This window comes from Streptomyces sp. NEAU-174 (assembly GCF_052665095.1).
Genome location: NZ_JBQTCE010000008.1, coordinates 529514 through 549217, shown reverse-complemented (window position 1 = coordinate 549217; position 19704 = coordinate 529514). Strand labels below are relative to the sequence as shown.

17 protein-coding genes are annotated in these 19704 nt (G+C 71.0%); 6 read left to right on the top strand and 11 right to left on the bottom strand.

Features of this window, described 5'->3' with window-relative positions; all coding sequences use genetic code 11:
• Nucleotides 1–22 precede the first annotated feature (22 nt).
• A complete protein-coding gene (locus ACT2CW_RS25755) occupies nucleotides 23–643 on the bottom strand; it encodes a nucleoside/nucleotide kinase family protein (RefSeq protein ID WP_414082258.1) in 621 nt (206 codons plus the stop codon).
• A gap of 210 nt (nucleotides 644–853) precedes the next feature.
• On the opposite strand from ACT2CW_RS25755, the gene ACT2CW_RS25750 reads away from it, so the two are divergent.
• Both ACT2CW_RS25750 and ACT2CW_RS25745 read left to right on the top strand, forming a co-directional pair.
• Entirely contained in the window at nucleotides 854–1753 is a 900-nt protein-coding gene (locus ACT2CW_RS25750; protein ID WP_445518397.1) for a hypothetical protein, read from the top strand.
• A 177-nt stretch (nucleotides 1754–1930) separates the two neighbouring features.
• Nucleotides 1931–2812 carry a D-alanyl-D-alanine carboxypeptidase family protein gene (locus tag ACT2CW_RS25745; RefSeq protein WP_051573346.1) on the top strand — a complete coding sequence of 294 codons (882 nt, stop codon included), beginning with the start codon at nucleotides 1931–1933 and terminating at the stop codon, nucleotides 2810–2812.
• An 86-nt stretch (nucleotides 2813–2898) separates the two neighbouring features.
• On the opposite strand, the gene ACT2CW_RS25740 is transcribed toward ACT2CW_RS25745, so the two are convergent.
• Entirely contained in the window at nucleotides 2899–3486 is a 588-nt protein-coding gene (locus ACT2CW_RS25740) for an AMIN-like domain-containing (lipo)protein (RefSeq protein WP_445518417.1), read from the bottom strand.
• A 214-nt stretch (nucleotides 3487–3700) separates the two neighbouring features.
• Between ACT2CW_RS25740 and ACT2CW_RS25735 the strand changes: the two genes are divergently transcribed.
• The gene (locus ACT2CW_RS25735; protein ID WP_445518396.1) at nucleotides 3701–5194 is read left to right on the top strand and encodes an alpha/beta hydrolase; all 1494 of its coding nucleotides are present in this window, start codon (nucleotides 3701–3703) and stop codon (nucleotides 5192–5194) included.
• Between the two features lie 66 nt (nucleotides 5195–5260).
• Here ACT2CW_RS25735 and argS read toward each other — a convergent pair whose 3' ends face one another.
• Nucleotides 5261–7048 (bottom strand): arginine--tRNA ligase, encoded by a 1788-nt coding sequence (gene argS / locus ACT2CW_RS25730; protein WP_445518395.1) that lies wholly within the window; start codon nucleotides 7046–7048, stop codon nucleotides 5261–5263.
• A gap of 176 nt (nucleotides 7049–7224) precedes the next feature.
• On the opposite strand from argS, the gene lysS reads away from it, so the two are divergent.
• Nucleotides 7225–8973 carry a lysine--tRNA ligase gene (gene lysS, locus ACT2CW_RS25725; RefSeq protein ID WP_164433359.1) on the top strand — a complete coding sequence of 583 codons (1749 nt, stop codon included), beginning with the start codon at nucleotides 7225–7227 and terminating at the stop codon, nucleotides 8971–8973.
• Nucleotides 8974–9048: 75 nt separating this feature from the next.
• On the opposite strand, the gene ACT2CW_RS25720 is transcribed toward lysS, so the two are convergent.
• The 3 genes from ACT2CW_RS25720 to ACT2CW_RS25710 all read right to left on the bottom strand — a co-directional run bounded on the left by ACT2CW_RS25720 (nucleotide 9049) and on the right by ACT2CW_RS25710 (nucleotide 12427).
• Nucleotides 9049–10530: a DUF2637 domain-containing protein gene (locus tag ACT2CW_RS25720; RefSeq protein WP_445518394.1), complete on the bottom strand. Its 1482-nt coding sequence runs from the start codon at nucleotides 10528–10530 to the stop codon at nucleotides 9049–9051.
• Between the two features lie 97 nt (nucleotides 10531–10627).
• A complete protein-coding gene (locus ACT2CW_RS25715; protein WP_164433355.1) occupies nucleotides 10628–11332 on the bottom strand; it encodes a hypothetical protein in 705 nt (234 codons plus the stop codon).
• Nucleotides 11333–11479: 147 nt separating this feature from the next.
• Nucleotides 11480–12427: a DUF3558 domain-containing protein gene (locus tag ACT2CW_RS25710; RefSeq protein WP_445518393.1), complete on the bottom strand. Its 948-nt coding sequence runs from the start codon at nucleotides 12425–12427 to the stop codon at nucleotides 11480–11482.
• A 163-nt stretch (nucleotides 12428–12590) separates the two neighbouring features.
• On the opposite strand from ACT2CW_RS25710, the gene ACT2CW_RS25705 reads away from it, so the two are divergent.
• Nucleotides 12591–13784, top strand: coding sequence for an RtcB family protein (locus ACT2CW_RS25705; protein ID WP_164433353.1), 1194 nt, complete (start codon nucleotides 12591–12593; stop codon nucleotides 13782–13784).
• Nucleotides 13785–13810: 26 nt separating this feature from the next.
• Here the strand turns inward: ACT2CW_RS25705 and ACT2CW_RS25700 are convergent, their stop codons facing one another.
• The 4 genes from ACT2CW_RS25700 to ACT2CW_RS25685 all read right to left on the bottom strand — a co-directional run bounded on the left by ACT2CW_RS25700 (nucleotide 13811) and on the right by ACT2CW_RS25685 (nucleotide 17677).
• Complete coding sequence (locus ACT2CW_RS25700; protein WP_445518392.1) at nucleotides 13811–15049, bottom strand: cytochrome P450; 1239 nt, start codon at nucleotides 15047–15049, stop codon at nucleotides 13811–13813.
• 95 nt (nucleotides 15050–15144) lie between these two features.
• Complete coding sequence (locus tag ACT2CW_RS25695) at nucleotides 15145–16533, bottom strand: NAD(P)/FAD-dependent oxidoreductase (protein ID WP_445518391.1); 1389 nt, start codon at nucleotides 16531–16533, stop codon at nucleotides 15145–15147.
• Nucleotides 16523–16759, bottom strand: coding sequence for a ferredoxin (locus tag ACT2CW_RS25690; RefSeq protein ID WP_182467495.1), 237 nt, complete (start codon nucleotides 16757–16759; stop codon nucleotides 16523–16525). Before ACT2CW_RS25690 ends, ACT2CW_RS25695 begins: the two co-directional genes overlap by 11 nt.
• A 162-nt stretch (nucleotides 16760–16921) precedes the next feature.
• A complete protein-coding gene (locus ACT2CW_RS25685; RefSeq protein ID WP_445518390.1) occupies nucleotides 16922–17677 on the bottom strand; it encodes an SDR family NAD(P)-dependent oxidoreductase in 756 nt (251 codons plus the stop codon).
• A gap of 256 nt (nucleotides 17678–17933) precedes the next feature.
• Here ACT2CW_RS25685 and ACT2CW_RS25680 point away from each other — a divergent pair, with 256 nt between their 5' ends.
• Nucleotides 17934–19370 carry a hypothetical protein gene (locus tag ACT2CW_RS25680; protein WP_445518389.1) on the top strand — a complete coding sequence of 479 codons (1437 nt, stop codon included), beginning with the start codon at nucleotides 17934–17936 and terminating at the stop codon, nucleotides 19368–19370.
• Here the strand turns inward: ACT2CW_RS25680 and ACT2CW_RS25675 are convergent.
• Entirely contained in the window at nucleotides 19360–19692 is a 333-nt protein-coding gene (locus ACT2CW_RS25675; RefSeq protein WP_020869425.1) for a YnfA family protein, read from the bottom strand. The genes ACT2CW_RS25680 and ACT2CW_RS25675 overlap by 11 nt on opposite strands.
• Between the last annotated feature and the right edge of the window lie 12 nt (nucleotides 19693–19704).

Sequence of the window (19704 nt, the reverse complement as noted above, 5' to 3'; positions counted from 1 at the left end):
CCCCTGACCACGCCTGCCGGTATCACCGGCCCCTGACCACGAGGTCGGCGGCCGCCCGTCCGGGGGCCACCAGCCGGGCGTTGGCCTCGTCGGAGGCGAGGACGAAGCGCTCGGCCTCGTCATGCGGCTTGCCGAACCGCTCATGGCGCTCGATCAGCCGGCGCACCCGCTCCTCGGTGTCCAGGTCGACCCACCAGGTCTCGTCCAGCAGCTCGCGCACCGGGAGCCAGGGCGCCTCGTCCAGCAGCAGATAGTTGCCCTCGGTGATCACCAGCGGGACCTCCGGCGGCACCGGGATGGTGCCCGCCACCGGCTGCTCGAGCTCGCGGTCGAACCCCGGCGCGTAGACGACCTCCCCGGCGCGCGGCGCCCGCAGCCGCCGCAGCAGCGCGGTGTAGCCGTACGGGTCGAAGGTCTCCGGCGCGCCCTTGCGGCCGGTCAGGCCGAGCCGGCGCAGCTCGGCGTCGGCGAGGTGGAAGCCGTCCATGGGCACCAGGACGGCCCGGTCGGCGCCGAGGGCTTCGGCCAGGTGCTCGGCGAGGGTGGTCTTGCCGGCCCCGGGCGGTCCGGCGATACCGAGCAGACGGCGGCCGCCTGCGTCGGCCAGGCGCTGGGCGCGCTCAAGGAGGTGCTGGGGAGTCATGGCGGGCACTTTCGGCACGTCGGGTTCGGTGCGCCAGGCAGGCTATCCGGAGACGGCGACGCGGCGGTGGTCGACTGCCAACTGTCGTAGGCCCGCGCTAGGTTGAGGCCGTTCGCTCCCTTCGCGTTCCTCAGCAGAGAGGCAATGCTTGTGCGCTCACGCACCAGATGGAGACGTATCGTCTCGTCCGCCGCCACCGGCCTCATCGCGGTGACGGGACTCCTCGGGGCCGTCGCCGCCCCGGCTCACGCGGCCCCCGCCGCGGACACCACCCCGCAGGCCAGTACCTCCTTCAGGTACACCAGCGAGCGCGGCGACTGGGTGGGCCGGGGTGAGACGGGGTCGTACGCCGCGCCCGCCGACACCCTCAAGGCCACCGGCACCGCCGAGTACCTCACCGTCCAGGTCTCCACCGGCGCCCTGCGGTCCTGGACCATCGAACTCGCCGCGCCGAAGGGCGAGACCCTGCACCCGGGCGTCTACCGCGACGCCGAGCGCGCCGGATTCCGCACCGGCCGCGCCCCCGGGCTGGACGTCTCGGGCCTCGGACGCGGCTGCAACGAGGTGTACGGGCAGTTCGCCATCGACCAGATCGAGACGGACGCCTCCGGCGCGGTCACGATGCTGGATGCCACCTTCACCCAGCGCTGCCAGGAAGCCGCCCCCGCGCTCAACGGCACCGTGAAGATCAACGCCCATCCGCTGTCGTACGGCTACACCAGCGACGAGGGCGATCCGCTGGGCGGCGGCCGGTCCGACGTCCACACCGGCTCCACCAGCCTCTTCACCATCGCGGGCACCGGCGTCGGCCATATCGACTTCGGCGTCACCGGCAAACGCCAGTACTGGTCGGTGACGATGGCCGCGCCGGACGGCGAGGCGGTGGAGGTCGGCAAGACCTATCAGGCGACGCGCCTGGGCATGGACGGCACGGCGACGCTGGACGTCTCCGTGACGGGAGGCGGCTGCAACGAGAGCCGCGGCGAGTTCACCATCACCGAGCTCTCGCACGACGCGGCGGGCGACATCGACGCGCTCGCGGCCACCTTCACCCAGCACTGCGAGGGCGTCGAGCCCGCGCTGCACGGCACGATCCACTACCTGGCCTGACGCCCCCGGCGCACAGGCGCGCGCCCCGGCGCCCGGGGCGCGCCACCCGGGGGAATTTCCAGGAAATCTCGGCAGAGGGCACATCCATCGGGCCCTCTCGGACGTCTGACCAGGGAGCGGCCCTGTGATGCGGCCGCAGGCCAGGGGCATTTGGAGATATTCACGTTGAAAACCGGCATGAAGGGTCTACGTCGCGTATCCGCGGTCACGATCACCGCTGGAGCCGTGCTGACGGCGGGGGCGTTCACCGCCTCCGCGCAGGCCGCGACGACCGCAAGTCCCACGATCGCCGCCAAGGGCGGGTTCGTGATGAACAACGCCACGGGGAAGAGCCTGTTCACCAAGGCCGCGGACACCCGTCTGTCCACCGGCTCCACCACCAAGATCATGACCGCCCGGGTGGTGCTCGCGCAGCCGAACCTCAACCTGGACGCCAAGGTCACGGTCCAGAAGGCGTACAGCGACTACATCGTCGACAACAACTGGGCCTCCTCGGCCAAGCTGATCGTCGGCGACAAGGTCACCGTCCGCCAGCTGCTGTACGGGCTGATGCTGCCGTCCGGCTGTGACGCGGCGTACGCGCTGGCGGACAAGTTCGGCACCGGTTCCACCCGGGCCGCGCGGGTGAAGTCGTTCATCGGCAAGATGAACACCACCGCCAAGTCCCTCGGGCTGACGAACACCCACTTCGACTCGTTCGACGGCATCGGGCACGGCGCCAACTACTCGACGCCGCGCGATCTGACCAAGCTGGCCAGCAGCGCGATGAAGTACTCCACGTTCCGTTCGGTCGTGAAGACGAAGTCGACCAAGCAGAAGGTGACCACGAAGAGCGGCGGCTACCGCTACATGTCGTGGACCAACACCAACAATCTGCTGGGCAGCTACTCGGGCACCATCGGCGTCAAGACCGGTTCGGGTCCGGAGGCCAAGTACTGCCTGGTCTTCGCCGCCACCCGGAGCGGTAAGACGATGATCGGCACCGTCCTCGCCTCCACCTCGGTGGACGCCCGCACGAAGGACGCGAAGAAGCTGATGGACTACGGCTTCAGCAGGTAGTCGTCATCCGTAAGGACAGCGAGGGGCCTGCCCCGCGAACCCATCGGGTCGCGGGGCAGGCCCTTGTCGTGGCCCCGGCGCCGTGCTCAGCGCACCGCGTTCCAGGAGTGCGCCACGTCCACCACGACATGTCCGTCGGTCTGGAAGACCCGGAACGGCAGCCGTGCCCGCACCCCGAGGCCGACCTGGGTCTCACCCTCGAAGCTGGCGCCGAAGCGGGTGTCCCGGAAGGTCTGGTAGCCGGAGATGTCCACCCCCGGCAGCGGCTTGCGCGCCCGCCCCGGGTACGACTCCGCGCCGCTGCCCGGGTCGTAGCTCGGCGCGGACACATGGATGTCCAGGATCGCGCCGCCGCGGACCGGGATCTCCTCGCCCGAGCCGTCCTGGTACAGGGTGTTCACATACCCCACGCGGTAGCCGACGCGATCGGCGGCCATGGCCCCCTTCACGTCGAACACGATGCGGTCGTAGCACGCGTGCCGGCCCGTCCTGATGTTCCCCAGCGGTGCGTGTCCCGCCGGCTGGGCCGTCTTCTCGCCGCTGCCCCAGCCGGTCTCACAGGTCGTCGCCGCCTTGGCCGCGGTCGGCGTGACGGCCCCGGCCGTCCCCGCCGTCGCCGCCAGCGCGCCGCCCGCGAGCGCCATCGCCGCGAGTGCGGTCCCCCACCGTCGCATGGTCAAGCCCCCAATAATCCGTTGTCCGTTGATGACAGGTGATTCACGGGGTTGGACGGGCCGGGGCGGTGAGAGGTTGTCCCGGTCCGGGAAATCTGTCCCGAATGCTACGTGCGCGGGGGCATTCCTGGCGGTCGCCCGGGGGTTTTCCCCCGAGCGGGTCGGCCTGTTGCCCGGATGGGGCGGGAGGGCCGGTTCGACAAGGCTTGTGCACATGAGACCGACGACCGGCAGAACCGCCGCACTGGCCCTCGCCACCGCCGCCACCGCCTCCCTCCTCGGGGTCGCGTCCGCGAATGCGACCCCGGACCCGCCGGCCGACCCGACCGCCGCCGCGCCCGACTGGGGCGCCTGCGAGGGCACCGGGCTCGACCCCCGTCAGGAATGCGCCACGCTCAAGGTGCCGCTTGACTACCGCGACCCCGGCGGCAAGCGGATCTCCCTCGCCGTCTCCCGCATCCCCAGCGAGCGGCCGGAGGCCCGCCGGGGCACCCTGCTGCTGATCCCGGGCGGCCCCGGATCGCCGGGCCTCGCCCGGCCCAGCACGCTCGGCAAGCGGCTGCCGAAGTCGGTGCGGGACGCGTACGACATCGTCAGCTTCGACCCGCGCGGCCTGGGGAAGTCCACGCACACCGGCTGCGATCTGAACCCGGCCGATCTGTCGCTGCTCGCCTCCCGCCCCTGGCCCGCCCCCGGCGGGGACATCACGCGGAACATCTCCACCGGCCGCCGGATCGCCGACACCTGCGCCCGCAACGGCGGCGAACTGCTGCGCACCATCAGCACCGTCAACGAGGCGCGGGACATCGACAGCGTCCGCCGGGCGCTCGGCGAGCGGAAGCTGTCCGCCTGGGGCGTCTCGTACGGGACGTATGTGGGCTCCGTCTACGCGCAGATGTTCCCCGAGCACACCGACCGCTGGGTGCTGGACAGCAATGACGACCCGAACCCGGAGCGGGTGGAGCGCGGCTGGCTGGCCAACTACGCCGTGGGCGTCGAGGACACCTTTCCCGACTTCGCCCGCTGGGCCTCCGCGCCCGACAGCCCCGTGCGGCTCGCGGAGACCTCCGACGGGGTGCGGCGGCGGGTCCTGGACCTGGCCGCCCGGCTGGACGCGAAGCCGCTGCCGTGGCCCGGCGCCAACCCGCCCGAGCTGAACGGCAACGCGCTGCGCCAGAGCATGTTGGACGCCCTGTACTCCCGGGACGACTTCGAGAGTCTGGCCCGGCTGATCGTCGACGCGGACGCGGGCAAGGTGCCCGCCGATCCGCCGGCCGACCCCCCTCAGGACGCCGCGGCCGTGTCCCTCGCGACCATCTGCAACGACGTGGACTGGCCCACCTCCCTGCCCGGCTATGCGCGGGATGTCGCCGCCAGCCGTAAGAGCCACCCGCTCACCGCGGGCATGCCGGTGAACGTCACGCCATGCGCGTTCTGGCATGACGAGCCGCGGGACAAGCCGGTGCGGATCACGGATCAGGGGCCGTCGAACGTCCTGCTGGTGCAGAACAAGCGGGATGTGGCCACCCCGTACAGCGGGGCGCTGGGCCTCCGGCGCGCTTTTGGCGACCGGGCCCGGATGGTCGGTGTGGACGCGATGGGGCATGGCGCGGCGTATGTGGCGAACGGCAGCGGCTGCGCGGACCGGAGGGTGACGGACTTCCTGCTGACCGGTGAGCGGCCGAAGCGCGATGTGCTCTGCCGGTGACGCTGACGGTGTACGTGAAGAGCCCCGCCCCGGCTTCCCGGGGCGGGGCTCTTCACATGCTGTGGCTCAGAGGCGCTCGGGGGTGCGGATGCCCAGCAGGGACATGCCCTGCCCCAGCGTGCGCGCCGTGATGTCGCACAGGAAGAGGCGGTTCTCCACCTGGGCCGGGCCGCCCTCGGCCTTCAGCACCGGGCACTGGTCGTAGAAGGTCGTGTAGAGCGAGGCCAGCTGGTAGAGATACCCGGCCAGCTTGTGCGGCTCGTACCCGGCGGCCACCTCGCGCAGCGTCTCCCCGAACTGGTCGAGGTGCAGGCCCAGCGCCCGCTCGGCCGGGGCCAGCGGAAGCTCCGGGTGGGCCAGCGGCCGCTGCCCCTCCTCGGCGCGGCGCAGGATCGACTGGATCCGGGCGTACGCGTACTGGAGGTAGACCGAGGTGTCCCCGTTGAGCGAGACCATCTGGTCGAGGTCGAACTTGTAGTCCCGCGAGGCGGAGGTGGACAGATCCGCGTACTTCACCGCGCCGACGCCGACCTGGGCACCGCGCTCGAGGACCTCCTCCTCGGTGAGGCCGAGCTTCTCGCTCTTCTCCCGGACCACGGCCGCGGCCCGCTCGGTGGCCTCGTCCAGCAGGTCCTCCAGCCGCACCGTCTCGCCCGCGCGGGTCTTGAACGGCTTGCCGTCCTTGCCCAGGACGGTGCCGAAGGCGAGCTGCACGGCGTGCACCTGGTCATTGAGCCAGCCGATCCGGCGGGCGGTCTCGAAGACCATCTTGAAGTGCAGCGACTGCCGGGCGTCCACCACATACAGCAGGGTGTCGGCCTTCAGATGCTGCACCCGGTCGCGGATCGCGGAGAGGTCGGTGGCCGCGTACCCGAAGCCGCCGTCGGACTTCTGGACGATCAGCGGCACCGGATTGCCCTCGGGGCCCTTGATGTCGTCGAAGAAGACGCACAGCGCACCCTCGGAGCGCACGGCGACACCGGACTCCTCCAGCAGCCGGCAGGTCTCGGCCAGCATGTCGTTGTAACCCGACTCGCCGACCACATCGGGGTCATGGATCTCGATGTCCAGCTTGTCGAAGACCGAGTAGAAGTAGATCTTCGACTCGTCCACGAACTTCCGCCACAGGGCGACGGTCTCCTCGTCGCCCGCCTGGAGCTCCACCACCCGCCGCCGGGACCGCTCCTTGAACTCCGCGTCGGAGTCGAAGAGCGCACGCGCGGCCTTGTAGAGCCGGTTCAGGTTGGACATGGCCTCCTCGCCGGAGGAGGCGTCCTTGTGGTCCAGCTCGTGCGGGTGCTCGATCAGATACTGGATGAGCATGCCGAACTGGGTGCCCCAGTCGCCGATGTGGTGGCGGCGGATCACCTTCTCGCCCGCGAACTCCAGGATCCGCACCACCGCGTCGCCGATCACCGCCGAGCGCAGATGGCCGACGTGCATCTCCTTGGCCACATTGGGCTGGGCGTAGTCGATCACGGTGGTGCCGGGCGCCTGCGCGAACGGCACGCCGAGGCGGTCGTCGGCGGCGCGGGCGGCGAGGGTCGCGGTGATCGCGGAGTCGGCGATCGTGATGTTGAGGAAGCCGGGGCCGGAGACCTCGATATCGGCGATCACCGGATCGGGGTCGGCCGAGGTGGCGGCGACCGGAAGGTGCGCCACGACCTTGCCGGCCAGCTCACGGGGGTTTCCCTTGAGCTGCTTGGCCAGCGCCAGCATCCCATTGGCCTGGAAGTCGGCCCGGTCGCTTCGTCGCAGCAGCGGGTCCGCGGAACCGGCCTCCGGCAGGGCAGCCGAGAGGGCGTCCGCGACGCGCTGATGGACCGTAGCGGCGAGGGAAGGGACCGAAGCCATGGAGTGCCATTCCGATAGTGGTGGTATGGACAACCCAGTATTTCACGGCGGGTCCAACGATTTCCCCGGCCTGTGGACAACCCGGGCCCGCCCGGTGTGGACAACCCGGGCCCGCCCGGCGGGCCCTGTGGGCGAATCCGGAGGGGCCTGTTCCGTCTGGGACAATGGGCGGTGCCATGCCCGCTAGGAAGGAAGTGCCGACCGTGGCTCAGAGCACCGAGACCGACTGGGTCTCCCGATTCGCCGACGAGGTCATTGCCGAGGCGGAGCGCCGCGCCCCGGGCAAACCTGTCGTCGTCGCCTCGGGCCTCAGCCCGTCCGGCCCGATCCACCTCGGCAATCTGCGCGAGGTCATGACCCCGCACCTGGTCGCCGACGAGATCCGGCGCCGGGGCCGCGAATGCGTTCACATCCTGTCCTGGGACGACTACGACCGGTACCGCAAGGTCCCGGCCGGGATCGACCCCTCCTGGTCCGAGCACATCGGCAAGCCGCTCACCTCGGTCCCGGCCCCGCCCGGGTCCCCGTATCCGAACTGGGCGGAGCACTTCAAGGCACCGATGGCCGAGGCGCTGCGGGAGATGGGCATCGAGTTCCACCCCATCAGCCAGACCGAGATGTACACCTCGGGGGCGTACCGGGAGCAGATCCTGCACGCGATGCGCCACCGCCGGGAGATCGACGCCGTCCTGGACCGGTACCGCACCAAGGACAAGCCCGGCGCCAAGAAGCCCAAGCAGCAGCAGAAGCCGGTGGACGAGGCCGAGCTGGCCGCCGCCGAGGGCTCGGGCGCGGCCGCCGAGGACGACGGCAGCGCGGGCGCGGCGGGTTACTACCCGTACAAGCCGTACTGCTCGGTCTGCGACCGCGATGTGACCACGGTGACGTCGTACGACGACGAGACCACCGAGCTGGCGTACACCTGCGCGTGCGGCCACGGCGAGACCGTCCGGCTGAGCGAGCACAACCGCGGCAAGCTGGTCTGGAAGGTCGACTGGCCGATGCGCTGGGCGTACGAGGGCGTGGTCTTCGAGCCCTCGGGCGTGGACCACTCCTCGCCGGGCTCGTCCTATGTGGTCGGCGGCCAGATCGTCCGCGAGGTCTTCGGCGGGGAGCAGCCCATCGGCCCGATGTACGCGTTCGTGGGCATCAGCGGCATGGCCAAGATGTCCTCGTCCAAGGGCGGTGTGCCCACCCCGGCCGACGCGCTGGAGATCATGGAGGCGCCGCTGCTGCGCTGGCTGTACGCCCGCCGCCGGCCCAACCAGTCCTTCAAGATCGCCTTCGACCAGGAGATCCAGCGGACCTACGACGAGTGGGACGCGCTGGAGCGGAAGATCACCGAGGGCACGGCCCAGCCCGCGGACGCGGCCGCGTACCGCCGCGCGACCCGCACCGCCACGGGCGAGCTGCCCAGCACCCCGCGCCCGCTGCCGTACCGCACGCTGGCCTCGGTGGTGGACATCACCACCGGCCATGACGAGCAGACGCTGCGCATCCTCGGCGAGCTCGACCCCGACAACCCCGTGAAGTCCCTGGAGGAGACCCGGCCCCGGCTCGACAAGGCCGAGCGCTGGATCACCACCCAGGTCCCGGCCGATCAGCGCACCCGGGTCCGGGACGAGCCGGACACGGAGCGGCTGGCCGCGCTGGGCGACACCGAGCGGGAGTCGCTGCGGCTGCTGCTGGACGGCCTGGACGACCACTGGTCGCTGGACGGCCTCACCACGCTGGTCTACGGGGTGCCCAAGATCCAGGCGGGGCTGTCGCCGGAGGCCAAGCCGACGCCGGAGCTGAAGGTCGCCCAGCGGTCGTTCTTCGCGCTGCTCTACACCCTGCTGGTCGGTCGGGACACCGGCCCGCGGCTGCCCACGCTGCTGCTGGCGGTGGGGGCGGACCGGGTGCGCAAGCTGCTCGCGGCCTGACCTCCGCGACTTCCGGGCGCCGGGCGGCCGGCCTTACGGCCGCCGCCCGGCGTTCCGCCTTTGCGGCAGGGGCGGCTACGGGATGGCCTCGCGCTCCAGGCGGACGCGCTCCTTGAAGTCCTCGACATACCCGGCCAGCTCGCTGTTGCTGAGGTCGGTCACGCCGTAGGTCTCCCGCAGCCGCTGCCCGAACTGGTACGCGGAGGGGTACCGGCTGTGGTCGGCGAGGAACTGGCGGAAGGTCGCGTAGTAGACCTCCTCGCGCGGCACATCGTCCGGCAGCTGGTTCAGCTGCTGCTCCGGCTGCGGCTCCTCGTAGGCGAACCGCTCGGGCTCGCGCTGCTCCGGTACGTAGACGCCCTGATGGCTCCCCACGCCCTCACCGCCGAGCGGCCGCACCCGGCCGCCGGGCCCGACCGGCACGGTCAGCTGGGGCTGCTGGGGTTGCTGGAGCTGCTGCGGCTGCTGGGGCTGACGCTGCTGGAATTGCTGCGGCTGCTGCTCGGGCTGCGGCGCCTGGCCCGGGATCTGCTGGTCCTGCGGCTGGAGCTGCTGCGGCTGCTGTGCCTGCTGCGGGTGCTGGAACTGCTGGGGCTGCTGCTCGACCGGCGCGGGGTGGGCGGCCGCCGGGTCGAAGGGCACCGCGTTCCGGCCGTCATGGCCCTGCCCGGCGGGCTGCTGGTACACCGGCAGGGGCAGCGAGAGCGGCAGCTCCTGCGTCTGGGGCTGCTGGGGGTGCTGCTGCGGGCCCAGGTCCGCCGCGGCCCCCGGCGCGCCGTACGGGCCCGGCTGGGCCTCCAGGGAGGCGTTCTTGGGCCCCGTCTCGTCCGCCGCGGCCGACCGGCCCGAGGGGAGCGCGGTCGCCGACACCGTGGACGGGTCGAGACCGGCCGCCGCGAGCCCCGCCGGGGCGGTGTCCGCCAGCGGCACCCCGTATCGCGCCAGCCGCAGCGGCATCAGGGACTCCACGGGCGCCTTACGGCGCCAGGACCGCCCGTAGCGCGCCCGCAGCCGGGCCTGGTAGACCAGCCGGTCCTGCTCCAGCCTGATGACCTCCTCGTAGCTGCGCAGCTCCCACAGCTTCATCCGGCGCCACAGCCGGAAGGTGGGCACCGGCGCGAGCAGCCAGCGGGCGATGCGGACCGACTCCATGTGCCGGTCGGCGGTGATGTCGGCGATCCGGCCGACCGCGTGCCGTGCCGCCTCGACGGAGACGACGAACAGGATCGGGATCACGCCGTGCATGCCGACGCCGACCGGGTCCGGCCAGGCGGCCGCGCCGTTGAAGGCGATGGTGGCCGCGGTCAGCAGCCACGCGGTCTGGCGCAGCAGCGGGAAGGGGATGCGGATCCAGGTGAGCAGCAGATCCAGCGCGAGCAGGACCACGATCCCCGCGTCGATGCCGATCGGGAAGACATTGGCGAACTTGCCGAAGCCCTTGTCGAGGGCGAGATCGCGCACCGCGGCGTAGGAACCGGCGAAGCCGATCGCGGCGATCACCACCGCCCCGGTCACGACCACGCCGGCCAGTATTCGGTGCATCCGTGTCAGTTGCATCGCGGCCACCCGCGACCCCTCCCCGTCCTCAACAACAGCCGCATCAGCGTCGCATACACGTCAAGGCTCAGGGGCGGGAAGGGGTCGTGTCGGCGACTTAGGCGCCGCTCTTGGCGCCCTTACCGATGGCGCCGACGGCCTCCTTGGCCGCGGACTTGGCGTCCTTGAGCAGGTCGGCCGCGTCCGGGGCCTTGGCGGTCTCATAGCCCGCGCCGTCGTACTGGAGGGTGATGACGACATTGGCGGTGCGGACCACGACCGTCTGGTCGCGGAAGTCGTCGCCGTCCTTCTTCTCCTTGGTGCTGACCGTGGTCGCCTCGTCGCCGATGCCCGCGACCTTCTCGGTCTTGGGGTCGGTCACCTTGCCGGCGGTGGCGGCCCTGCTCGCCTGCTGGGCGGCGTACTCCCCGGCGCGCTTGTCGCCGGAGCCGAGCCCCGGGTCGGAGCGGAACAGCTTGAGGGAGACGGTCAGCGAGCGGTAGTCGAACTTGTCGAGGCCGCTCCACAGGCAGCTGGCCGACGTATTCGTGTCGGCCGAGGGAAGGGCCTTGCCCTTCTTGTTCTGCGCCTTGGGGACGAGGTCGTCGACCGTCTTCCCGGAAAGCGTGGAGCACACATCGGGCAGCTTGCTGAACTTCGCTGCCGCGACGGTGGGAGAAGCGCTGGGCGAGCCGGGTCTCGCTGAGCCACCGGCGTTCTTGTCGTCCTTCTTGTCCGAGCCGGAGGAGCAGCCGGCGACGAGCACCACCGGTACGGTCGCGCAGGCGAGTATTCGGGCGAGTCGCGGGGCTGAACGGTGCATGGGTCCTTCGCTCATTCTCTGTCGATGGGCGGACGTGCCGCCCGCGTCATTAGTCGGCACGGTACGCGGCCGACGCGCGGGCGTCCCAATTTCCGAGGTCTCCGCGGGGTGGGGACGGGGTGCTCGCGGGGCTGCGGCGAGGACCCGTTATTCGTTGAGGCGACCGGTCAGTTCATCGGCCAAGTCCTGGGCGTTTTCCTGGAGTTCCTGGCTGCTGGGAATGTGCTTCTTGTCGGTCGTCCACTGGTCGTACTCAATGGTGGCAATCACATTCGAGGACCGGAACACGACGGTGATGTCGCGGTGGATACCCGAGTCCTTGGTGATCAGTTGGTCGTTGAGAAAGGCGTCGTCACCGAGGTCGTCCAGCCGGCGCGGGGCGGTGTCCTCCGAGGCGGTGTCACTTTCGTCACTTCCGCCGCTCGCATCGGCGCCCGCGGAGGGACTATCGGTGCTTTCGCCCCCCTCGTCGGTCTTGTCGCCCTTACCGGCTTCGTCGCCCTTGTCGCCCTTGCTGCTCTTACCGGGCTCATCGGCGCTCGAACTCGCGGAGGCGGAGGAGCCGCCCGCGTCGCCTGAGCCGCTCTCCGAGCCGCTCTCCGAGTCGGAGGGGCTTGACGGAGGAGGACTCGTGGCGTCCGGGATATCGGCGGCGACGGCCTTCTTCTCGTACGTCTCCTGGGCCCGGTCGTCATCACTGACCGAGGGGTCGTACGAGACCACCCGCTGGAAGTCGATCGTGAGATAGCGCGTGCCGCTCGTGGTCTCGACCTTCCAGCGGCAGCCGTCCCGGCGGTCTATGTCATACGTCACGGCCGCCTGGCCGTCGTACACCTTGTCGTCCTGCTCGGCGCCGGGCAGCAGGGCCTGGAGGGTCTTGCGGCTCACCGCGCCGCATGCCTCGGGCAGGGTCCGGTAGCGGCCGGGCTCGGCCGAGACGGCCGTCCCGGAGTCGCCGGAGGCGCCGTCGTCCGGGTCGGCCGTCGAATCGGAGCCGGTGCATCCGCCGAGCCCCGCGGCGGCGAGCACGGTGATGAGCACGGCGACGGCCGGGGTGGCCCGCCGTCCGTACGCCCTTCGCTGCGCTGGCTGCACTGTCGGTGTCCCTTCGAGCGACGGAAAACTCCTTGCCGCCCGTAGGCGGAGGCTGGACACAATGTCTATCGCACGCACTGCCGTGCCTGCCGGTCGCCCGCCGTCTATGGGGCATTGGCCCGGCTTTTGCGTTTTCAGTCTTTTACGGGGGAATGAGTACATCATGTCGTATGTCGAGGTGCCCGGCGCGCAGGTGCCGATCCGGATGTGGACCGACCCCGCGACGGTCGAGGGCGTGGCCATGCAGCAGCTGCGCAATGTGTCCACGCTGCCCTGGATCAAGGGCCTCGCCGTGATGCCGGATGTGCATTACGGGAAGGGTGCCACGGTCGGCTCGGTGATCGCGATGCAGGGCGCGGTGTGCCCGGCGGCGGTCGGGGTGGACATCGGCTGCGGGATGTCGGCCGTCAAGACGTCGCTGACCGCCGACGACCTTCCGGGGGATCTCTCGCGGCTGCGGTCCCGGATCGAGCAGGCGATCCCGGTGGGGCGCGGTATGCACGACGACCCGGTGGACCCGGGGCGGCTGCACGCGTTTCCGACCACGGGGTGGGACGACTTCTGGAACCGGTTCGGGGGAGTGGCCCAGGCGGTCAGGTTCCGCCAGGAGCGGGCCGTCAAGCAGATGGGTTCGCTCGGATCCGGAAACCACTTCATCGAGTTCTGTCTCGATGACGAGGGCTCGGTCTGGCTGATGCTGCACTCCGGCTCCCGCAACATCGGTAAGGAGCTCGCCGAGTACCACATCGGCGAGGCCCGGAAGCTGCCCCACAACCAGAATCTGGTCGACCGCGACCTGGCCGTCTTCATCGCGGACACCCCGCAGATGGCCGCGTACCGGCACGATCTCTTCTGGGCGCAGGAGTACGCGAAGTACAACCGCGCGATCATGATGGCGCTCTTCCAGGACGTGGTGCGCAAGGAGTTCAAGAAGGCCCGCCCGGTCTTCGAGCCGGTGATCAGCTGCCACCACAACTACGTGGCAGAGGAGCGCTACGAGGGCATGGACCTTCTCGTGACCCGTAAGGGCGCCATCCGCGCCGGGAGCGGGGATTACGGGATCATCCCGGGCTCCATGGGCACCGGTTCGTACATCGTGCGCGGTCTGGGGAACGAGGCGTCGTTCAACTCGGCCTCGCACGGAGCGGGCCGGAAGATGAGCCGTAACGCGGCGAAGAAGCGCTTCTCGGCCCAGGACCTGGCGGAGCAGACGCGGGGTGTGGAGTGCCGTAAGGACTCCGGCGTCGTGGACGAGATCCCGGGGGCCTACAAGCCGATCGAGAAGGTCATCGACCAGCAGCGGGACCTCGTCGAGGTGGTGGCGCGGCTCAAGCAGGTGGTGTGCGTGAAGGGCTGAGACACAGCTTCATCGCTTGCGGCCCGCTAGCGCTTCAGGCCGTCGTAGGCGACGGCCAGGTGCCGCGGGCCTCTGAGGACGGCGTTCCGGCGGTACGGGGGCGGGTCCTCGACGAGGCGCGGGTTGTCCAGCCGGCGGACGAGTTCGGTCAGGGCGGCCTGCGCCTCGAGGCGGGCCAGGGGCGAGCCGATGCAGTTGTGGATGCCGCTGCCGAAGCCGAAGTGCTGGTTGTCCGGGCGGTCGGGGAGGAAGCGGTCCGGCTCGGGGAAGCGGTGGGGGTCCCGGTTCCCCGAGGCCGGGACGAGCCACAGGGAGGCGCCCTTGGGGATGGTGGTGCCGCCGATCTCGATGTCGTCGAGCGTGGTGCGCTCGGGCAGCAGCTGTACGGGCGGTTCGAACCGCAGCAGCTCCTCCACCAACGGATAGATCATCTCGGGGTCCTCGCGCAGCTGCTTGAGGGCGTCGGGGTGGCGCAGCAGGGTGAGCATCCCGTTGGTGATCAGGTTGACGGTGGTCTCATGGCCGGCGATCAGCAGCAGCGTCAGATTGCTGAGCATCTCGGACAGGGACATCGGACTCTCGTCGGTCCCGCGCTCGGTGGCCAGGCCGGAGATCATGTCGTCCCGGGGCGCGCGGCGGCGCTGCTCGATCAGACCGGAGAGATAGGCGGCGAGCTGGTGCCGGGCGTCCCGGATGGCCTCCTGGTGGGCCTGTTGCTCCTCGGGCGTGCCGGAGGGCGGCTCGAGGGCGGTGGCCACGGTGTCGGCCCAGCCGTGGAAGCGCTGCTCGTCCTCCGGGGGGACGCCGAGCAGACGGCAGATCACGGTCACGGGGAAGGGGTAGGAGAAGTCCTCGACCAGGTCGATCCGGTCCCGCCCCTGGAAGCGGTCGATGAGGCCGGAGACGATTCCGGAGATCTCGCCGCGCAGGTCGTAGACCCGCCGGGGGGTGTGCGGAGGGCCGTACGTCCGCATGATCAGCCGGCGCAGCCGGTCGTGGTCGGGCGGGTCGAGCCGGATGAAGCTCGGCGGCAGGTCGGGGTCGTCGGTGCCGGCGAGGGTTCGCGCCCCGGGGGCGAGATGGCGGACGTCGGAGCTGACCCTGGGGTCGTGGAGCAGGCCGTGGATCTCCCAGTAGGTGCTGACCAGGTAGGGGCCGGACTCGTCCCGCACCACGGGGGTCCTGCGGAGCTCGGCGTACAGCGGGTACGGGTCGGCGCGGTTGGCGTGGTCGAGGATCTGGCCCAGGAGTGCGACCGACGTCATGGCGATGCTCCTTCCGGGTGCGGTGCCGGTGGTGTCCGCGTCGGGCGGGGGCCGAGGCGGCGCGGGTGGCGCGGGTGGCGCGCGTGGCGCCCGCGTCAGGCGGGGGTGAACGTGACGCGCTGGTCGGTCGGGGAGTGGCCGCTGACGGTGACCTCGGGGCCGTGGGTGGGCACCGAGGGGTCGGGGAACCCGGCCGGCACCGGCCGCATGCCCTCGGTCCGCCGGTCGACGGTGGTGAACGGCAGCGGGAAGGGCGCCGCCTGCTCGATCTGCCGCTGGTAGAACTCCAGCCATTTGGCCTGGTCGAAGGCGACGGCGGCGATGACGCGGCCCTGGTAGCCGTAGGCCGCGGTGAAGCGGTGCTCGCTCAGCGACCCCTGGCCGACGAGGATCTGGTCGGCCATGTTCGGCACCCCGACGGACTTGATGTTGACGCCGAACTGGGCCGACCAGAAGTACGGCGTCCACAGATGCGGGCGGCGCCGCTCACCGGGGCTGATCATGTTGTGGGCCGCGACCTCGGCCTGCGCGACCGCGTTGCCCCAGTGCTCCAGGGACAGGAACTGGTACCCGAACAGCGGATGCGGGGAGCGGGCCACGTCCCCCGCGACGAAGACGTCGTCGGAGACGATGCCCCGTACGTCGAAGGCCCGGCAGCCCGCGTCGCAGGCGATCCCGCGCGGCCCGGCGGCCAGTCCGGAGCCCGCGAGCCATTCGGTGTTACGCGTCGCCCCCAGGACGACGACGGCCACCTCCGCGTCCAGCGCGGCGCCGTCGGAGAAGTGGGCCCGCCGCAGCCTGCCCGCGCCGTCGCCCTCCAGCCCGGTCACCATCACACCGCAGCGCAGATCGACGCCGTACTGGTGCTGAAGCTCGGCGGCCACCTCGCCGATCACGCCGCCCAGGGCGCCCACCAGGGGAGCCGGGCCGCGTTCTGCGACCGTGACGGGCAGTTCCCGCTCCCGGCAGACGGAGGCGATCTCCGAGCCGGTGAACCCGGCACCGATCACCAGCACCCGGCGGGGTCCGGCCCGCAGCCGGTTGACCAGCCGGGCGGCGTCGTCCGTGGTCCGCAGCACGAAGACGCCGTCCAGGCCGGCCTCCAGTTCGTTCGGCCACGGACGGGAGCGCACACCGGTGGCGATCAGCAGCCGGTCGTACTCCACCGAGGTGCCATCGGCGAGCGCCACCCGCTTGGCCGCCATGTCCAGCGCGGTCGCGGCGACGCCCAGCCGCCACCGCGCGTCGAGCGCACGGCGGCGGGGGAGGACCGTTTGGTCGACCGGCACCAGGCCGAGCAGGACCTGCTTGGACAGCGGCGGGCGGTCGTACGGCTCGTACGGCTCGTCACCGATCATGGTGAGCGTGCCGGTGAAGCCCTCCTCCCGGAGCGTCTCGGCGGCCCGCAGCCCCGCCAGGGAGGCACCCACGACGACGATGCGGCCCTCGCGCCTGAGCCGCTCCAGGGAGCCGTCAAGCGCCATCGGAGGCACCCGCCCGGTCCGCCGTCCACCTGCCGCCCGCGCCCTCCACGGTGATGGCCCTGACCGGGCACGCCGCCACCGCCCGCAGCACATCCGCGCGCCGCGCGTCGTCCGGCCGCGCGTCGTACAGCAGCGCCTCCTCCCCGTGCATCGCGAACACGTCCGGCGCGAGGAAGGCGCACTGCGCGTAGCCCTGGCACCGGTTGAGATCGACGACAATCCGCATGACGCCTCCGCTCCACCGCGAGGTGACGGCCGCTCCCAGCATCGGAGCGCCCCCGGGACGGCGCATACGCATTGAGCCGAACGGGGGACGGCGGGCTGTCGCGGCAGGCCTGTCGCGGAGGGCGGTGAGGAGCTGTGGAGGACGAGGGAGGACGCGACGGGCTCAGCGCTCGCGGTGGACCTTGTGCTGGGCGGCCTGGGCGCGGGGGCGGATGACCATCATGTCGATGTTCACATGCGAGGGGCGGGTAACCGCCCACTCGACCGTGTCGGCCACGTCATCGGCGGTCAGCGGCTCGGCCACGCCCTCGTAGACGGCCGCGGCCTGGCTCTCGTCGCCGCGGTAGCGGTTCACCGCGAACTCGTCGGTCCTGACCATGCCCGGGGCGATCTCGATCACCCGCACCGGCTCACCGCACAGCTCCAGGCGCAGGGTGGCCGCGATGGCGTGGGCGCCGTGCTTGGCCGCCACGTAACCGCCGCCGCCCTCGTACGCCACATGGCCCGCCGTGGAGGACAGTACGACGATCGTGCCGTCGCCGGAGGCGGTGAGGGCGGGCAGCAGCGCCTGGGTCACCTGGAGCACGCCCACCACATTGACCTCGTACATCGCCCGCCAGTCGGCCGGGTCGGCGGTGGCCACGGTCTCGGCGCCGACCGCGCCGCCCGCGTTGTTCACCAGGACGTCGCAGCGGTCCAGACCGGCGGCGAAGGACTCCACGGCGGCGCGGTCGGTGACGTCCAGGACGTACGCCTCGGCCTGGTGCCCCGCCTCGGCCAGCTCGGCGGCGAGCGCCTCGATGCGCTCCTTACGGCGGGCGGCGAGGACGACGCGGAATCCGGCGGCCGCCAGGCGGCGCGCGGTCGCGGCTCCGATCCCGCTGCTCGCGCCGGTGATCACTGCGGTACGGGTGGTCATCGGCCCTCCAGAGGCGACGTGGCGCAGACGGTGGTGTGTGCGCATGATCCATATGCAGGATATGACGGCCCGATTTACCTCCAACCGGGGGACTGAAGATAGGAATCCGCTAGGGGCTCTCGGGCTCGGGGAAGGGTGCACTTCGTCCGGCGCGGCGCCGGTAGTTGGAGCACCCATGCCCAAGGAGTGAATTCAGGTAATGACCCAGCAGAGCAGATTCCTTCAGCGGTCCCGTCGTTCTTTCCGACGCTGGGGCGTGGCCTCAGCGGGCGCCATCGCGGCGGCCGCTCTGGTCACCGGTGCTCCGGGAACCGCTTGGGCCTCGCCCAGCACCCCCGACCCGCACTCGTCGCAGGGCAACCACTGTGCCCAGGACCGGGCGCACGGTGACAACAAGGGGAACCACGACAAGGGGAACCACGAGAGCGGGCGTCACGAGGACAAGAAGAACCACGAGAACGGTCGTCACGACGACAAGAAGGATCAGCACGAGCACGGCCGCTACGAGGCGAAGGACCCGAACGGCCGTCACGAGGACAAGAAGGGCCGCCACGAGGACAAGAAGGGCGACCACGAGCAAGGGCGCTACGACGACAAGAAGGACCAGCACGAGCACGGTCGCTACGAGGCGAGCAGCCACGAGGACTCCAACGGCGGTCGCCACGACGACCACGCCCGGGACGACCAGGAGGGCCGTCACGACGAGGGCGGGGGTTACGAGAAGAAGGAGAGCGACCCGCGCGAGGAGAGCGACGAGCGCGAGGACCACGGCCAGCGCGAGGACCACGGCCAGCGCGAGGACCACGGCCGGTACGACGAGAAGGTGGACAGCGGTCGCGAGGACAGCGGCAGCGAGGAAGAGGGCCGCGAGGAGGAGAGCCGCGAGGAGGACACCGGCAAGGAGGAGAGCCGTAAGGAGGACAGCGGCAAGGAGGAGCACGGCCAGCGCGAGGACCAGGGCCGTATGGACCCGACCCGCTACTTCCCCACCGGGAAGTACTGGCCCGGTATGCAGGGCCGCAGCGCGGCGCGCCCCGAGCAGGCCGCGCAGCCGGAGCAGGCGGCTCAGCCCGAGCAGGTAGCCCAGCCGGAGCAGGTAGCGCAGCCGGAGCGGGCCGCTCAGCCGGAGCAGGCCGCCCAGTCCGGTGAGGAGGCCCAGGACCGCGGTGCCGTCCGCCCCGTCACCGTTCCCGTCCACGGCGACGACCAGGCGCGCCACGGCCAGGAGCACCAGGAGCAGAAGAAGCAGGAGCAGAAGAAGAACGACCCGGTGACGCTCGCCGAGGCGGTCGAGATCGCCGAGTGCGAGGTCGGCGGCCAGGCGGTCAGCGCCGAGCTGGTGGACTGCCCCGAAGATGACCCGCACCACAAGGGCAAGCACGAGGACGGCCGCAAGGACGACCGTAAGGACGACCGCAAGGACCCGCGCCACCACGACGACCGGCGCAAGGACAAGCAGCGCAAGGACGAGTACAAGGACCCGCACAAGCAGGAGGTCAAGCAGGTGTGGGTCGTGGAGGTCGAGTGCGACCACACCATCACGACCGTGTTCATCGACCCGGACACCGGTTGCGTCCTCGGCACGGAGCAGGAGCAGGACGACCACCACGGTGACCACGGCAAGCAGGGCAAGGACCACCACGGCGACCATGAGGGCAAGGGCGGCCACGGCCGGCCGATGGTTACCTCCTAGGCACGTACATGATCACAGCGACTCCGGCCAGACAGATCAGCGCTCCGAGCACATCGAAGCGGTCGGGCCGGTAGCCGTCGGCGACCATGCCCCAGGCGAGCGATCCGGCGACGAACACGCCGCCGTACGCCGCGAGGATGCGACCGAACTCCGCGTCCGGCTGGAGCGTTGCCACGAATCCGTAGGCGCCAAGGGCGATGACTCCGGCGCCGATCCACGCCCACCCCCTGTGCTCACGCACGCCCTGCCAGACGAGCCAGGCGCCGCCGATCTCCAGGAGCGCGGCCACGGCGAACAGAGCGATGGAACGTGCGATGAGCATGGGGGAAGGGTA